General features: G+C 70.7%; 12 protein-coding genes. 8 read left to right on the forward strand and 4 right to left on the reverse strand.

Annotated elements, in window-relative coordinates:
- The first annotated feature begins 24 nt into the window (after nt 1–24).
- Complete coding sequence (locus tag CLV71_RS22820) at nt 25–1,554, forward strand: DUF5010 domain-containing protein (protein WP_166664215.1); 1,530 nt, start codon at nt 25–27, stop codon at nt 1,552–1,554.
- A gap of 141 nt (nt 1,555–1,695) precedes the next feature.
- Here the strand turns inward: CLV71_RS22820 and CLV71_RS22825 are convergent, their stop codons facing one another.
- Both CLV71_RS22825 and CLV71_RS22830 read right to left on the reverse strand, forming a co-directional pair.
- Nucleotides 1,696–2,361 carry a M15 family metallopeptidase gene (locus CLV71_RS22825; protein ID WP_133904875.1) on the reverse strand — a complete coding sequence of 222 codons (666 nt, stop codon included), beginning with the start codon at nt 2,359–2,361 and terminating at the stop codon, nt 1,696–1,698.
- 88 nt (nt 2,362–2,449) lie between these two features.
- Entirely contained in the window at nt 2,450–5,455 is a 3,006-nt protein-coding gene (locus CLV71_RS22830; RefSeq protein ID WP_133904876.1) for an AfsR/SARP family transcriptional regulator, read from the reverse strand.
- Nucleotides 5,456–5,598: 143 nt separating this feature from the next.
- Here CLV71_RS22830 and CLV71_RS22835 point away from each other — a divergent pair, with 143 nt between their 5' ends.
- From CLV71_RS22835 to CLV71_RS22850, 4 genes are all read left to right on the forward strand, one after another.
- Nucleotides 5,599–6,945 (forward strand): FG-GAP repeat domain-containing protein, encoded by a 1,347-nt coding sequence (locus CLV71_RS22835; RefSeq protein WP_133904877.1) that lies wholly within the window; start codon nt 5,599–5,601, stop codon nt 6,943–6,945.
- Between the two features lie 67 nt (nt 6,946–7,012).
- Nucleotides 7,013–8,377 carry an FG-GAP repeat domain-containing protein gene (locus CLV71_RS47865; protein ID WP_166664216.1) on the forward strand — a complete coding sequence of 455 codons (1,365 nt, stop codon included), beginning with the start codon at nt 7,013–7,015 and terminating at the stop codon, nt 8,375–8,377.
- Between the two features lie 288 nt (nt 8,378–8,665).
- Entirely contained in the window at nt 8,666–9,493 is an 828-nt protein-coding gene (locus CLV71_RS22845; protein ID WP_133904878.1) for a DUF1684 domain-containing protein, read from the forward strand.
- Nucleotides 9,494–9,522: 29 nt separating this feature from the next.
- Nucleotides 9,523–10,206 (forward strand): GNAT family N-acetyltransferase, encoded by a 684-nt coding sequence (locus CLV71_RS22850; protein WP_133905041.1) that lies wholly within the window; start codon nt 9,523–9,525, stop codon nt 10,204–10,206.
- On the opposite strand, the gene CLV71_RS22855 is transcribed toward CLV71_RS22850, so the two are convergent.
- Nucleotides 10,172–11,584, reverse strand: coding sequence for a DHA2 family efflux MFS transporter permease subunit (locus tag CLV71_RS22855; RefSeq protein WP_133904879.1), 1,413 nt, complete (start codon nt 11,582–11,584; stop codon nt 10,172–10,174). The genes CLV71_RS22850 and CLV71_RS22855 overlap by 35 nt on opposite strands.
- 117 nt (nt 11,585–11,701) lie before the next feature.
- Between CLV71_RS22855 and CLV71_RS22860 the strand changes: the two genes are divergently transcribed.
- The 3 genes from CLV71_RS22860 to CLV71_RS22870 all read left to right on the forward strand — a co-directional run bounded on the left by CLV71_RS22860 (nt 11,702) and on the right by CLV71_RS22870 (nt 14,333).
- Nucleotides 11,702–12,340 (forward strand): TetR/AcrR family transcriptional regulator, encoded by a 639-nt coding sequence (locus tag CLV71_RS22860; RefSeq protein ID WP_133904880.1) that lies wholly within the window; start codon nt 11,702–11,704, stop codon nt 12,338–12,340.
- Nucleotides 12,341–12,479: 139 nt separating this feature from the next.
- Entirely contained in the window at nt 12,480–13,058 is a 579-nt protein-coding gene (locus CLV71_RS22865) for a YbaB/EbfC family nucleoid-associated protein (RefSeq protein WP_166664217.1), read from the forward strand.
- A gap of 222 nt (nt 13,059–13,280) precedes the next feature.
- Complete coding sequence (locus tag CLV71_RS22870) at nt 13,281–14,333, forward strand: hypothetical protein (protein ID WP_133904882.1); 1,053 nt, start codon at nt 13,281–13,283, stop codon at nt 14,331–14,333.
- Between the two features lie 66 nt (nt 14,334–14,399).
- On the opposite strand, the gene CLV71_RS22875 is transcribed toward CLV71_RS22870, so the two are convergent.
- On the reverse strand, nt 14,400–15,581 hold the full coding sequence (locus CLV71_RS22875) for a M23 family metallopeptidase (protein ID WP_133904883.1): 1,182 nt from the start codon (nt 15,579–15,581) through the stop codon (nt 14,400–14,402).
- Between the last annotated feature and the right edge of the window lie 36 nt (nt 15,582–15,617).

Below are 15,617 nucleotides of genomic sequence, written 5' to 3' on the forward strand. Positions count from 1 at the left end.
GGTCGAGTCGGGGAGAGCAGATCGATGACGATGAGGTCGTCCATGCGCCGGATCGTGTCCGCGGTCGGTGCCATTTCGCTGACGGTCCCCCTGATGGTCGTGTCGCCGGCCTCCGTGCCCGCGGCGACCAGCGGGTACGTGGGGGTCACGTTCGGCTTCGACAGCGGGACCCTGCGGGGCGCGCCGTACGATAACCAGGGCAACAGGATCTACAACGTCCCGATGTTCAGACCGACCGGTGACCTGACGGTCTTCTGGGACAACTACGTCGAGCAGCTGGTCACGGCGGGCGTCGACTTCGTGGCCGTGAACACCAGGGGATATGTGCCGGGCAGCGCGGCGCCCTCCGGCAGCGGCGACCCGCGCATCCTCGGCGGGCTCGTGGCCGCGATCAACCGCCGGGGCGTCGCCGGGCAGCTGAAGATCGCCGCGTTCGACGACACCCCCGCCTCGTTGACCGACAAGAAGAACCAGGTCAAGCACCACACCGGCGGCTATGAACCGAAGTTCGACCTCGGTGACGCGACCGGTGCGGGCGAGGGCGGCTACCAGTACTACTGGGACTACAACCTGCGTGAGTTCTACCGCCAGGTCCCCGACAGCGTGCGGTTCAAGCTGGACGGTCGGCCACTGGTGTACGAGTGGTCCATCGGCGACTTCGCGTTCTCCAACCAGGGCAACGGGAACGCCTCCCGGCTGCTCCAGTACGTGCGGTCACACGCCCAGTCGGAGTTCGGCTTCAACCCCTACATCGTCGTCGACCAGAACTGGCCCCAGGAGGACCCGACCACGGTCGACAACGTCGACGGCGTCGACAACTGGTTCGGCGTGCCGGGCCCCGGCTACACCCAGAACACCTTCAAGAACAACAAGTACGGCGTCGCGGTGCCCGGCTTCCGGTTCGTGTCGGGCAGCACGAACATGGTGATCGACCCCAGGCACGGGCAGACCTACGCCGCCAACCTCGCCGCGACCGCCGGCTCCGGCGCGAAGGTCACCCTGATCGAGGGCTTCACCGACTGGCAGGAGAACGCGGCGGTCATGCGCACCGCCGAAGGCGGCTACGACCAGCGGCTCACCGACTATCCCAACCAGATGCTCAACATCACCCGCCGGTACTCGCGCACGCCGTTCCCGTCGACCCTGCGGATCGAGGCCGAGTCGGCGGACAGCGTCTTCGACACCACCTCGACCAACACCCTCGGCACCTACCGCGACGGCAGCCTGGACGTCGAGCGCACCCCGGACTCCGGCGGCGGCTGGGACGTCGGCGCCACCGCCGCGGGGGAGTGGCTGGAGTGGAAGGAGCTGCCGATACAGGGCACCGTCCGGCTGCGGGCCAGGGTGGCCACGCCGAACACGGGCGCCACGCTGCGCTTCCTCGTGGACGGCAGGGCCGGACCGACCGTGACCGTGCCCAACACCGGCAACTGGCAGACCTACCAGACGGTCGACGCGGGCTCGTTCACCCTGCCGACCGGCTCCTACCACACCGTGCGCGTCGAGTTCCCCAACGGAAACCTCAACCTCAACTTCTGGACGGCCTCCCCGTAGGGACACGCCGCCGCACTGAAGGACGCCTTCGTAACGCTGGGCGTACTGAAGGACGCCTTCGTAACGCTGGGCGTACTGAAGGCGTCCTTCGTAACGCTGGGCGTACTGATGGACGCCTTCCTTACGTCGGGCACGCGGGAGTCAGAGGTGCGCCAGGTCAAGTGTGGCCGGGCCGTAGCGGGCGTGCTGCGGCCCGGTGTTGAACGCCCAGTACCGGTCCCCGTAGGACCAGTGCCACCACTCGCTCGGGTAGTTCACGAAGCCGCTGGCGGTCATCGCCTCGATCAGCGTGGTCCGGTTGGCGCGGGCCTCCGCGTCGATCAGCGGGGACGCCGTGAAGCACGCGGTGTCGTACTCGGGCGGGGTCTCGTTCACCTCGGTACCCATGGGCAGCTCGTCGCCGTCGACCGTGCACAGCGTGAGGTCGACGGCGCCGCCCGCGACGTGCGGTGCCACCTCGGGCGGTGACACGTAGGTGGCGGACTCGGTGCGCACCCGCTCGGCGGACCAGTCCGGGTTGGCCAGCGCGACCCGCGACATGCTGCTCACGAAGTACCGCTTCTGCACGTCCTGCGGCCGGAACCCCTCGACGACCAGCAGGCGCAGACCGCGGGGGAGCTGGCTCTGCGCGGCGACGAGCCGGTCGGCGACCGACAGCCGCACGTGTGCGTAGGCGCCCAGCTCGTCGGCGAGCCTGGTGTCGATCCGGATCACGCCCGTGTCCCGCAGGTCCACCAGAGGCTCGCCACACTCCTGGACGGGCAGGTCGACGACGCGGGGGTCGGACAGCAACACGAACGGCGGCATGGGTCTCGTCCTTCGATTTTCGGGGCAGTCCGCGCCCACCTTCCACGACCGACCTTCAGGAGCGCTGTAGACGTGGTTACAGCGACGGTCAGGAAGCGCTGGACAGCTCGGTGTACTCGCGGGCGCCGTAGGTGCGGAACGTCTCCATGGCCGACATCGACATCCGCCGCGCGGTCGGCGCGTCCCCGAGCGCGTCGTGCACCGACGCGAGGGTGTGCATGGTCCGTGCCCTGAACAGCTCGGTGTGCAGGTCGGTCCACCGGCGCAGCGAGTCCTCCAGGCAGTCCTTCGCCTGGTAGAGCCGTCCGTCGGCGAGGTGGATCTCGCCGACGACGCGCAGGGTGCACGCGTGGCCGAACGCGTCGGCGAGCGTGCGGCAGACCTCCAGGGCGTGCTCCGCGAGCCGCAGCGCGGTCACCGAGTCCCCGAGCCGCAGCAGCGCCTTGGCCAGCGCGCGTTCCGAGTAGGCGACCAGGATCCGGTCCTCAGTCTGCTCGAAGATCGAGAGTGCCGCACGGGCGAGTTCCTCGGCCTGCGCCCACTCGCCCCTGGCCCGGTGGTACAGCGACAGGCTGCGCGTCGTCAGCCCCTCACCGCGCCGGGAGCCCGCCGCGACGAACAGCGAGCGTGCCTCGGTGAGCGCGGTGTACGTGCCCGGGTAGTCGCCCATCTCCAGTCGCACCGTGCCGGTCAGGCGCTGGACGTGGCCCATTCCCCCGGACTCCGCGAGGGCCGCCCACATCCGGCCGGCCCGGTCCAGGAAGTGCAGTGCCTCCGGCAGATAGCCCTGCTCACGGCAGGCGGCGCCGAGCGCGGCGAGCGTGGTGGCCTCGCCCCGGAGGTCACCGGCACCGCGGAACACCGACTGCGCCTGGCTGAGGTAGGCACGCGACTTCGGGAAGTCGTCACGTTCGTAGTACAGCTGGCCCAGCCCGGCGAGCAGGGCGGCCTCGCCGAGGGCGTTGTCGTTGCGGCGGGCGGCGGACAGCGCCGCGTCGTGGGTGCGCTGCCATGACCCGAACGGGTCGTCGAGGACCCGGTGGTGACCGCCGAACGCGGTGCCGGACAGCGCGGTGGCCAGTTCGACCGCGATGGCGTCCAGGTCCAGGGTCGCGGCCAGCTCGACGGCGGTGGTCAGCGCCTCCTCCTCGGCGCGGAACCATTCGTAGGGCGACGCCACGACGCGTCCCGCGATCTCGTGGTCGACGGAACGGCCGAGCCGGAAGGTCGGCTGGATCGACGGTTGGACCAGCGGCACGGACTCGTTGATCCGCTCGACCAGCCAGATCCACCCGCCGAGCACGCGTTCGACGGTGGCGGCCCGTTCCTTGGGCAGCTCTTCCTCGACGGCACGTTCCAGCGCGAAGAGCCGAACGAGGTCGTGCAGCTGGTAGCGCATGAGACCGAGGGAGTCCACGCCGTCGATCTCGAGGAGCGACACGTCGACCAGGTCCTCGAGCACACGTTCGGCGTCGTCGACATCGATCTCCAGCGCCGAGGCGGCGACCCACGCCGGGAAGTGCGGCAGGCCGAGCAGCCCCAGCCTGCGCAACGCGGTCCGCGCGGGCTCCGGCAGCAACGCGTAGCTGAGCTCGATGCTGGCCCGGACCTGCTGGTCGCCGACCGCCAGCTCGTCGAGCCGGTGCTGCTCGCGTGCCAGCCTGCTCGCCAGGCGGGACAGCGACCACTGCCTGCGGGAGACGAGCCGGGCACCCGCGATGCGGATGGCGAGCGGCAGCCGCCCGCACAACCGGGTGATCTCGGCGGCCGCCGCAGGCTCGGTCGCCGACCGGTCGGCCCCGACGATGCGGGTGAACAGGTCGACGGCGACGTCGGCGGGCAGCACCCCCAGCTCGACGAACGTCGCGGCGGCCAGCGCGGACAGCCGGTTGCGTGAGGTGATGAGCACCGCGCAGCCAGGAGTTCCCGGCAGCAGCGGTCGCACCTGCGCCTCGTTGGCCGCGTCGTCGAGCACGACGAGCGTGCGGGTGCCCGCGAGCAGCGTCCGGTACCTCGCGACGCGCTCGTCGAGGGAGCCGGGCACGGTCGTCGTCGGGTCGAAGTCACGCAGGACGCGGCCGAGCACCTCCTCCGCGGTCACCGGGCTCGCCGTGGAACCGTGCAGCTCCAGGTGGTACTGACCGTCGGGGAAGTGTCCGGCGATCTCGTGCGCCACCCGGTGCGCCAGCGTGGACTTGCCGACGCCGCCCGCGCCGGAGACGACGCCGACCGGCATCGTCGTCTGTCGTACCAGGGCCGTGCGCAGCTCGTCGATCTCCGGCTCCCGGCCGGTGAAGTCGGGTGGCGGCGACGGTAGCTGTCTCGGCGTGCGCGAGGCGACGGCGGGTAGAAGTGCCGTGTCACAGCGCAGGATCGACTCGTGCACCTGGCGCAGTTCCGGGCCCGGGTCGATGCCCAGCTCGTCGGCAAGCGCTTGCCTTCCCTGTTCGTAGACCTCCAGCGCGTCGGTCTGGCGGCCCGCCCGGTACAGCGCGACCATGAGGGCGCCACGCAGCCGTTCCCGCGTGGGGTGCAGGGTGACCAGTTCGGTCAGCTCCGCGAGCAGCTGCGGTCCCTGTCCTGCCGCCAGGTCCGCGTCGACGCGTTCCTCGGTCACGGTCAGCCGCAGCTCGTCCAGCCGGGCGGCCTCGGCGCGGAGGAACGCCTCACCGATACCGCCGAGTGCGGGCCCGCGCCACAACGCGAGCCCTGTTCGCAAAATTTCCCTTGCCTCGGCGTGGTTTCCGTCCTGCGCGGACTGCCGTCCCCGCGCCACGTGCCGCTCGAAGACCCGCACGTCCAGAGTGTCCTCGGGGATCTCGGCGCGGTAGCCCTGCCGGTCGGAGGTGATGATCGGCGGCAGGCCCGCGTCGACGAGCATCCGGCGCAGCGTCGCGACATAGGTCTGTAGCACGGCTCGCGCGGTGTTGGGCGGGTTCTCGCCCCACACCACGGACATCAGCCGGTCGGCGTGCACCGTCCGGCCGTGCTCGAGCAGCAGCGCGGCGAGCAGCGCACGCGGCTTGACCCCGGGGAGGGCGACGGGCCCGGAAGGGCTGTCCACTTCCACCGGCCCGAGAAGGCGAAACTTCACCTGTCCCCCTCACAGTGAGGTAAGCGGCACCGTGAAGGGTAGCCGACCACACCGTCGCGCTGTAGTCCTCGTTGAACCGTTCCTACAGCCGCCTCCCGGAGTCTTCGTGCTGTCAAAGCACATCGGGTCCAGGGAAGGTCGTCATGAAGAGAACCGGTCCACGACTCCCGCGGCTGCCGGAGCGCCAACTGCTCTCCGCGTTCGCGATCGTCGTAATGCTTGTCGCCGGCCTGCTCACACTCCAGGCAACGGTCGCGACGCAACCGGAAGCCAGTGCGGAGTCCTCGGTCGGCGGGTCGATCACCCGCGCCGAGGTGATCGCCCGCGCGAAGTACTGGTATGACCGGGGAGACACCTGGTACAGCCAGGACCAGTCAGACGCCATCTCGGATGGCGACAGCCACAAGTACCGGCCGGACTGCTCGGGTCTGGTCGCGATGGCCTGGCATCTGCCGAAGAAGCCCGACGGGTGGGACCTCAACACCGACGACTTCCTGGCCTACTCACAGAAGACCTTCCTCGGCAGCCTGCACGACCTGCTGCCCGGTGACGCCATGGTCAAGGACGGGCACATCGAGCTGTTCGAGAAGTGGGTCGACGCGGGCGACCACACCAAGGGCTCCTGGGTCTACTCCGAGAACACCTTCGGCCAGAAGACCAACCACAACATCGACTCGTGGTCGGAGATGAACATCTACCGGCCGATCCGCTACAACAAGATCGCCGAGAAGGGCTCCGGCTCGGCGGGCGCGGACTTCGACACCGACGGCGACGGCGACATCTTCTCGTCGGCCACCGGGACGCTGACCATCTGGAACGGTCGGGGTGCCAACAACTTCACGGCGGCCGACGCCGTCGGTCCAGGCTGGAGCGCGTTCAGCCGCCCGGTCGCGGGCGACTTCGACGACGACGGCATCTCCGACCTCGCGGCGGTCGAGGGCGGCAGCACCCTCACCATCTGGAACGGCCGTGGTGGTAACAGGTTCAGCGCGTCGGTCGCGGTCGGGCCGGGCTGGGGCGACTACGACGAAGGCCTCTTCTCCCTCGGCGACATCAACAACGACGGCCACGCCGACCTCGGTTCCGTGAAGGAGGGCACCGGCACCCTGTACGTCTGGAACGGCCGTGGTGACAACAAGTTCGCCGCGGCGGTCGCCGTCGGCAACGGCTGGGGCGCGTACAGCCGCCCCGTCTCCGGCGACTTCGACGGTGACGGCATCTCCGACCTCGCGGCGGTCGAGGGCGGCAGCACGCTCACCATCTGGAACGGGCGCGGCAGCAACAACTTCGCGGCCGGTGTCGCGGTCGGCCCCGGCTGGGGCGACTACGACAGCACGCTGATGTCGCTGGGTGACGTGAACGGTGACGGCCACGACGACATCGCCTCCGTGAAGGAAGGCACCGGCACTCTCTACGTCTGGAACGGCCGGGGTGACAACAAGTTCAACGGTTCCGTCGCCCTCGGCGCAGGCTGGACCCCCTACTTCTGAGTCCTCTCGCCCGGGGCGCCACCACGCCCCGGTCGGATCCCCCCTCCACCACCACGGAGTTCGAACAATGTCACGAGCATTCACCCGTCGCGCGACGGCGGCGGCACTGACCGTCCTCGCGATCACCGCGCTGTCGACCACGGCGCACGCGGAGAGCAGGCCGGATGCGTCACCGGCCGGGGACCTCACGGTCGCCTACACCACCGCCGCGTGTGACCCCTCCGGCACCACCAGCAGGGACGCCTCCCTGGCCACGCAGCTGAACGGCACCCTGACGGCCAAGCTGGAGGGAGCCATGACGGCGTACCGCGTCTCGTGCGCCCGCATGGTCGTCGACGCCGTCCGCGACCGCGGCCTCGACCCGAGAGCGGCGGACATCGCGATCGCCACCACGATCGTGGAGACGAGCATCCAGAACGTCAGCGAGGAGGTCGACCACGACAGCCTGGGCCTGTTCCAGCAGCGTGCGTCGTGGGGCAGTGCTACCAACCGGCTCAACCCCACGTGGGCCACCAACGCCTTCCTCGACAAGATGATCAGCAAGTACCCCAACAACAGTTGGAAGACGGCGCCGATCGGCGAGGTGTGCCAGGCGGTCCAGGTCTCCGCCTTCCCCGACCGCTACCAGGTCGAGGCGGGCGACGCGCAGAAGATCGTCGACGCACTCTGGCAGGCGCGGGCCACGGACGGCGCGGACTTCGACGCGGACGGCGTCGGTGACATCTTCTCGTCGGCCACCGGGACGCTGACCGTCTGGAACGGTCGGGGTGCCAACAACTTCGCCGCGGCCGATGCTGTCGGTCCAGGCTGGAGCGCGTTCAGCCGCCCGGTCGCGGGCGACTTCGACGACGACGGCATCTCCGACCTCGCGGCGGTCGAGGGCGGGAGTACGCTCACCATCTGGAACGGTCGTGGTGGCAACAGGTTCAGTGCCGCCGTCGCCGTGGGCCCGGGCTGGGGCGACTACGACAGCACGCTGTTCGCGCTGGGTGACGTGAACGGCGACGGCCACGCCGACATCGGTTCGGTCAAGGAGGGCACCGGCACCCTCTACGTCTGGAACGGCCGGGGCAACAACAAGTTCGCCGCGGCGGTCGCCGTCGGCAACGGCTGGGGCGCGTACAGCAGGCCGGTCTCCGGCGACTTCGACGGTGACGGCATCTCCGACCTCGCGGCGGTCGAGGGCGGCAGCACGCTCACCATCTGGAACGGGCGCGGCAGCAACAACTTCGCGGCCGGTGTCGCGGTCGGCCCCGGCTGGGGCGACTACGACAGCGCACTGATGTCGCTGGGTGACGTGAACGGTGACGGCCACGACGACATCGCCTCCGTGAAGGAGGGCACCGGCACCCTGTACGTCTGGAACGGCCGGGGCGCCGACAACTTCGGTGGCAGCACGGCCGTCGGCAACGGCTGGACGCCCTACTTCTGAGCCGACCCCGACGGGAGAACGTTCTTCGTGCCCGAGCGCCGCGATCCCCGCGACGCTCGGGCACAGCTCGTCGTCCGGTGAGGGGCACTTCGTCTGGTATGCCGTTTCGAGGCGCTGTCCGTGATGTGGGAACGTCGCGCTCGGCGTGGACAGGCCGCGGTTCCGATCGCATGCTGGTGAGCGGGGGCGTCCCCACCGTGCATCGGCACCTGCTTCGCCCTGCCGGCAGACACGTCGGCCGGACCGCGCGAGTCGGCACGCCCCCGGCGAATCCCGAGTGGAGGGACGATGAGTACGAACACGACGCACTCCGTGCGGTTCGTTCACCAGTGGCAGCAGTGGAAGGTCGCCAGGGAGCGGGAGCTGGCTCACCCGCACGGGTGGCTGGCGCTGGTGTCGCTGGACTGGCTGTCCGAGGTCCCGACCTCCTACCCCGGGGTGCCGGGCCTGTGGTGGCAGGACCAGGACGCCGCCTACCTCGACCCGGACGGCGCCGCGATGTCGGTGGACGGCGCCCCGGTGGCGGCCGGGCATCGGTTCGAGCTGGTGAACAGCGGTCCCGGGGTGCGGGTGGCGACCGGTGACGTGGAGGTCGAGGTCGCCCGCCGGTCCGGCTACCTGGTCCGCGTGCACGACCCGAACGCGCCCGCGCTGGCCGCCTTCGCGGGCGTGCCGACCTACGATCCCGATCCGGCGTGGGTGGTCGGCGGCCGGTACGAGCCGTTCGACGCGCCGCGTCCGGTCACCGTCGGCGCGGTCGTCGAGGGCCTGAGTCACGTCTACACCGCGCCGGGCATCGTGCGGTTCGAGCACGCCGGTGAGGAGCACACGCTCACCGCGTTCAACGGGCGCGGCGGCAAGGGGTTCACCATCCTGTTCACCGACGCCACCAGCGGGGTCACCACGCACGCGGCCAACCGGTCGGTGTCCGTGGACGACCCGACCGACGGCACGGTCCTGCTCGACTTCAACCGCGCGACGAACCTGCCGTGCGCGTTCACCGACTTCGCGACCTGCCCGCTGCCGCCCGCTGGCAACCACCTGCCGTTCGCCGTGACGGCCGGCGAGCTCGAGCCCCACGAGCGCGAGACCCCGGCCCCCCGACGCGAGTCCTGACGGAGCACCGCTTGACCCTCGAACACACGTTGACGTCCGGGCTGGACAACCCGGTGTGGACGGCACTGACCGGACCGCACGCGCGTTTCGCGGAGCGCGTGGGCCGGGCGGTGCGTTACCAGGCCGATGTCGCGCCCTTCTTCGCCGTCCCCGACGAGCCCGGCGAGCAGGGGTGGGCGGACCTGCGCGAGCTGGCCGGGCCCGGCGCCGTGGCGGTCGTGGCCGGCGGAGCGGCCGTGCCGACGGAGTGGGACGTCGTGGAGACGCTTCCCGGCGTCCAGCTGGTCGACGACGGGGTGGTCGGGGCGCCTGCGCCGGAAGCCGTCCGGCTCACCCCGGCCGACGTGCCGGAGATGCTGGCGCTGGTCGCCAGCACCCGTCCCGGCCCGTTCCTCCCCAGGACCATCGAGCTGGGCACGTACCTCGGCATCCGCAGCGAGGGCGCACTCGTCGCGATGGCCGGTGAGCGGCTGCGCCTTCCCGGGTGGACCGAGATCAGCGCCGTGTGCACGGACCCGTCCTTCCGGGGCAGGGGAGCGGCCTCGACCCTCGTCCGAGGGCTCGTCGACGGCATCCGTGCCAGGGGCGAACAGCCGTTCATGCACGCGGCCGCCTCGAACACCAACGCGATCCGGCTCTACGAGTCGATGGGGTTCCGGATCCGGCTGCGCCCGACGTTCACCGCCCTGCGTGTCCCGGTGACCGCTGGGTGAGGCTGGGCCGTCCCGGCAGGAGTGTGCTCGCGGCGAGCACGACGAGGACCGCGCCGGTCACGAACCAGTACACGCCGTGCAGGCCCGCGACCGGGTTGCCCGAGGTCTCGAGAACGAGCGCGACGACGGCGACGCCGACCGACCCGCCCAGCTGGTTGAGCATGTAGAGCACGGAACTGCCCTGCGGCACCAGCGGTCCTGGCAGAAACCGGTACAGCGACCCCATCGCGGGCGGCCCGACGAAGCCGAGCCCGACACCGACGGCCAGTTCGGTGACCACCACCCACACCTCGTCGGTCCGCATGCCGATCCGGGTGACCGCGAACGCGGCCAACGCGGCCAGGAACGCGCCGGCCAGCGCCAGGTTGCGCGACCCGACCCGGTCGCTCAGGCGTCCTGCCAGCGGCGCGGCGACCGCCGCACCGACACCGAGCGGCGCGACGAGCAGCCCGGCCGCGAGCGCGTCCTGACCGCGCGCTTGCTGGAGGTACAGCGGGAGCACGACCAGGCTCGCGTACATCGCGACGCCGGTGAGCGCCATGACGGTCACGCTCGCGGCGAACCCACCGCGGGCGAACAGCCTGAGATCGACGAGCGGCTGTCCACGACGCAGGGCGTGGACGGCGTAGCCGGTCAGCAACGCGACACCGGCGACCAGCGGCACGAGCACCAGCGGGCTGACGAGCGCCGAGCGGTCGGCCGCCTGCGACAGCGTCAGCAGCAGCCCCGCGAAACCCGGACCGAGCAGGGCGACGCCGATGACGTCGAGCCGCGTCCTTGCCGCGAGGGCGCCAGGTGGGTCCTCGGACATCACCCTGCGCGCCAGCACGAGCGCGACCGCGCCGACCGGCACGCTGAGCAGGAACATCCACCGCCACCCCAGACCCTGCAACACCACACCCCCGACGACCGGCCCCAGCACCGGGCCGAGCGACAGGACCGCGGCCATCAGGCCCATCACCCGGCCTGCCCGGCGTGGTCCCGCAGCACGGGCCAGCAGGATCAGTACGAGCGGGTCGAGGACCCCCGCGCCGACACCCTGCAGCACCCGCCACACGATCAGGCTGCCGACGTCCCACGCCAGCCCGCAGCCGAGTGAGCCGAGCAGGAACAGGCCGAGTCCCACGAGCCACATGCGCCTGCCGCCGAAGCGGTCCACCGCCCAGCCGGTGACCGGGATGGTGACGGTGACCGCGAGCAGGAATCCCGTCGACACCCAGCCGATGGTGCCGAGCGGGGCACCGAACTCCCCGGCCAGCCGGTCGATCCCCACGGCCACCATCGTGCTGTTGAGGATGCCCAGCCCACCGCCGAGCAGGATCACGCCCACCAGCAGCCGCAGTGCGGAGTCCAGTCGATCGTCCTCTGTCCTTCTCACGCGCCTTCCCTCCGGCTCAAACCAGACCCATCAGTCTGGTTAAAAAGACTCATCGGTATGAGACTAACAGGACTGCCCAAACAGACCGGCGAGTCTGGTTTGGCGTAGACTGGCGACATGGGCGCAACCGTCTCGACCCGGGGTCGAATCGACAAACGGCAGGCGATCCTCGGTGCCGCGTTCGCCGTGTTCGCCAGGGAGGGGTACGCCAGGGCCGGGGTGGACGTGATCGCGGCAGAGGCCGGCGTCGCCAAGGCCACCGTGTACAGCCACTTCGGCGACAAGGAGACCCTGCTCCGCGAGGCCATCGCCGCCTCGGCCGACCAGGCCCTCGCGCGGAACCTCGCCGTGCTGGACCGGCTCACCGACCGGGGTGACGACCTGCGGGCGACGCTGGAGGGCGTCGGTCTCCGGTTGCTCCAGTGCTACTGCGACGACCGGTCCTGGGCACTGCGGCGGCTGCTCTCCTCGGAGATCAACCAGTTCCCCGAACTGCTCGACATCGTGCACACCCGCGCGGCAGGCCGGGTCACCGAGGCGCTGGCCGACCGGCTCGCACGACTGTCCATCGCCGGACACCTGCACGCCCCGGACCCGCTCGTCGCCGCGGAGCAGTTCTTCTCCCTGCTGTCCGGCTCGATCGACACCCGAGCCCGTCTCGGCACCCGCCGCGTCCCCAACACGGAGCTGCGCACCGTGGCGCGGGCCGCGGTCGACACCTTTCTCAAGGCGTTCGCCCAGAAGCCGACCGGGTAGCCGCCAGGGCGTCTCCTGCCGAGACATGACCATTCTCTTACGTGGTGCGGAATCCGCGCCCCGTCCTTCGGCCTGCTGGCAGTGTTCGAACACGCCGTGACGTGGTGTCGACGGCGGGATGCCGATGATGGGGTGTGACATGGGCCAGCAAAGTCACAGTCTTGCGGAAGCCGGCGATCACGACGGCGGCGACGAGGACCTCCGGCGCAGCGCACGGGAGACCCGCGCGGCCCTCGGCAGGCTGCGGGTGCGCGTCGCCAGCCGCGACGGCACGGTGTCGGCCGTCCTGACGGGAGACGGCCGCCTGGCGGACCTCACGTTCCACGCGGGTGCGTTCGACCACGGCCCGGTCGGGCTCGCCGGCCTGGTCGTCGAGACGGTCGGCGAGGCGTACCGGATGGCAGGCCGGCAGGTGACCGCGGCACTGCGACCGTTGCTCGACCTGCCGTTCGACCCGGGCACCGGTGGTCCGGCGTGCGGACACGCCACGGCGCCTGCCTTCGGTGACCTCGTGCGGGAGCACAGGCGCCGCACGGGCTGGTCGCAGCAGGAACTGGCCGACAAGGCCTGCCTCGGCGTGCGGGGCCTGCGCAAGATCGAGACGGGCGGCGTCGTGTCGCCGCGACCGGCGACGGTACGTCTGCTCTCGGACGCGCTGGGACTCGACGGCGAGCGTCGGGAAGCGTTCTTCCTGGCCGCGTCGATTTCTCGTGGATAACAGCTCGGCCGCCGCCGGGAAATATTCGTCGAATTCGCGACGCCGATATTCCGGCACAGGAACTCGACCGGTACCGGACCGGAACTTCTCGTTGCGCCCGAACGGTTCCGGACGGTCCTGGACATGTCCCGGACTGTCCGGGACACCGCGACCTCGCTGTTTTCGGCGACGGCTTGGCGTGTTTCGCGACCAGCCCCTCCGGTTCGTCAATACGATAAATCCATGCCTAACGAAAATGAAGGGCTTGGCACACTCGCCAAAGGCCTGTTGTTCGTATTCATGGTTGTCGGTGCCGTCGGTGGCGGCGCGCTCGGTCAGAGCATCGGCGGAGAGAGAACCGGACTGCTCCTCGGGGCAGGGGTGGGACTCGTCCTGGTCGGGTTCGCCTACTACCCGATCGCCCGTGCCGCGAACTCGACGGTCACGCCGACCGGACGGAGGTGGCACAACCTCAACACCATCAGGGGTGTCCCGATCCAGCGGTACGCCGCGTTCAACCCGGGTCTCGGGGTCGCGGCCATCGCGGGCGCGATCGGCAGGGCGACTTCGGCGTGGCTCGGCTTCCTGTTCTTCCTGGTCGCATTCGTGGCCGCGGTGGTGTTCTACCGGAGGTTCCACACCAGGCGGCTGGTCGCCGGGCTCACCGCTCGGCGCGAGTACGCGTCGGCGCACGGCCACGAGTACCGGGACCGGGAGCTGAACCTGCTCGGTGACAGGTGGAACGGGATCTATCCGAACCGGACCGTGGTGCTGCAGCCGTTCGGCGTGGTCGCCGGGGAGACCGACGGCCTGCCGTGGACCGTCTTCGACTCCATGCAGCTCTCGGCCGACGGGAGGAGGGTCGGCCTGCCCGGTGCCGAGCGGGCCCGCCGCACGGTGTGGGTGGTCCACCTGCCCGTCGCGTACCCGCGTCTGCGGCTGATCCACGACTCGGCGCCGTCGTTCGTCTCCGCGGCGAAGCGTCGCGAGGCCGCTGCCGTGGCCCGGCTCGAGGCGGAGCCCGCCGCCCAGGACTTCGCCAACGCTGCGGCCGCGGCCGGTGCGCTGGAGCTGACCGAGGAGCGCGGGCTGCCCGACTGGTGGCTCGAGGGCCGGGACCTGATCACGGCCGCTCCGGCACCCGACGACGACGTGCCCATCCCGCCGGAACGACTGGTCGGGACCCTCGACTCACTGCTGGCGCTGGCGCGGGTGCTCACCACCGCGCCACTCGGCCACCACGGCACCCGGCCCACCACCGACGTGCCACTGCGTGCCGAGGTGCGACAGGCCTAGCCGAACACCGGCCCGGACGCGGGATCCGCCACGTCCGGGCCGGTGTGCCCGTCTGACGACAGTCACTCAGGACAGGTTGCCCGCGATCGGGAGGTCGCCCTGCTCGCCCCAGTTCGACTGCATCACGGCACCGGGGCGGTGCCAGGTCTTGGTCGACGGGCGGAACACCCCGATCTCGTCGACACCGTCGGCGTTCCAGTCACCCGCGATCGGCAGGTCGCCCGGCTCGCCCCAGTTGGTAGCGAGCGTGCGACCCGGGGTGAACCAGGTGCCCGTGGACGGGCGGAACACCCCGATCTCGTCGGCGCCGTCGCCGTTCCAGTCACCGGCCACCGGCAGGTCGCCCGGCTCGCCCCAGTTGGTCGCCAACGTCCGGCCCCTCGCGAACCACGTCTTGGTCGACGGGCGGAAGACGCCGACGTCGGTCAGGCCGTTGCCGTCCCAGTCGCCCGTCACCGGCAGGTCGCCCGGCTCGCCCCAGTTCGTGTAGACGATGCGGCCCGGCGTGTGCCAGTTGCCCGTCGAGGGCCGGAAGACGCCGATCTCGTCGTAGCCGTCACGGTCGAGGTCCGCCGCGAACGGCAGGTCGCCCGGCTCGCCCCAGTTGGTCGCGACCGTGCGGCCGGGACTGAACCAGCTCCCGTTCGACGGGCGGAACACGCCGATCTCGTCGACCGCCGTGCCGCAGTTGCGGCTGACGATCTGCGAGGTCTGCGAGTTGCCCGTGCCGTAGGTCACGCCGTTGAACACCGGCGGCGTGCGCTCGTTGTTCACGTAGCCCCACTCCGCCTGGCCGTCGCCGTTGCGGTCGACGGCCATCTCGAAGTGCACGTGCGACACGCCGTTGGAGGTCTCGCCGGTGTGCCCGACGCGCCCGATGGGGGTGCCGCGCACGACCCGGTAGCCGACGCCGACCGCGCGGGACTGCAGGTGGATGTAGGTGGTGAACCACCCGCCGCCGTGGTTGATCTGGATGATGTTCCCGGCGCCTGCCGGGTTGCTGTACGACTGGTTCACGACCCCGGGCGCAGGCGCCACCAGCTGGGCGCCCTCGGTCGCGCTCGTCGGGTTGCGGAAGATGTCGAGTGCGGGCGCGTGGGCGAACGACTCGGCCCGGATCGCGGTGCCGCAGGGGAACGGCGCCTGGAAGTTCGGCCGCGCCGACGCCTCCTGGGCAGGCAACGCGAGCAGGGCGGCTGGTACGGCGGCGGCCGTCAACACGGCGAGCAGGGGACGCCATCTCGGCATGCCGATCAGTCCTCTCGATAGTTGGTTAATTTCCTC

The organism is Actinophytocola oryzae, from assembly GCF_004364325.1.
GTDB classification, from domain to species: domain Bacteria; phylum Actinomycetota; class Actinomycetes; order Mycobacteriales; family Pseudonocardiaceae; genus Actinophytocola; species Actinophytocola oryzae.

What these genes read in the sequence shown, in the direction of transcription:
- CLV71_RS22870 (WP_133904882.1), top strand. Translation starts at nt 13,281, where the DNA reads ATGCCTAACGAAAATGAAGGGCTTGGCACACTCGCCAAAGGCCTGTTG.
- CLV71_RS22845 (WP_133904878.1), top strand. Translation starts at nt 8,666, where the DNA reads ATGAGTACGAACACGACGCACTCCGTGCGGTTCGTTCACCAGTGGCAG.
- CLV71_RS22860 (WP_133904880.1), top strand. Translation starts at nt 11,702, where the DNA reads ATGGGCGCAACCGTCTCGACCCGGGGTCGAATCGACAAACGGCAGGCG.
- CLV71_RS47865 (WP_166664216.1), top strand. Translation starts at nt 7,013, where the DNA reads ATGTCACGAGCATTCACCCGTCGCGCGACGGCGGCGGCACTGACCGTC.
- CLV71_RS22820 (WP_166664215.1), top strand. Translation starts at nt 25, where the DNA reads ATGACGATGAGGTCGTCCATGCGCCGGATCGTGTCCGCGGTCGGTGCC.
- CLV71_RS22835 (WP_133904877.1), top strand. Translation starts at nt 5,599, where the DNA reads ATGAAGAGAACCGGTCCACGACTCCCGCGGCTGCCGGAGCGCCAACTG.
- CLV71_RS22875 (WP_133904883.1), bottom strand. Translation starts at nt 15,581, where the DNA reads ATGCCGAGATGGCGTCCCCTGCTCGCCGTGTTGACGGCCGCCGCCGTA.
- CLV71_RS22825 (WP_133904875.1), bottom strand. Translation starts at nt 2,361, where the DNA reads ATGCCGCCGTTCGTGTTGCTGTCCGACCCCCGCGTCGTCGACCTGCCC.
- CLV71_RS22865 (WP_166664217.1), top strand. Translation starts at nt 12,480, where the DNA reads ATGGGCCAGCAAAGTCACAGTCTTGCGGAAGCCGGCGATCACGACGGC.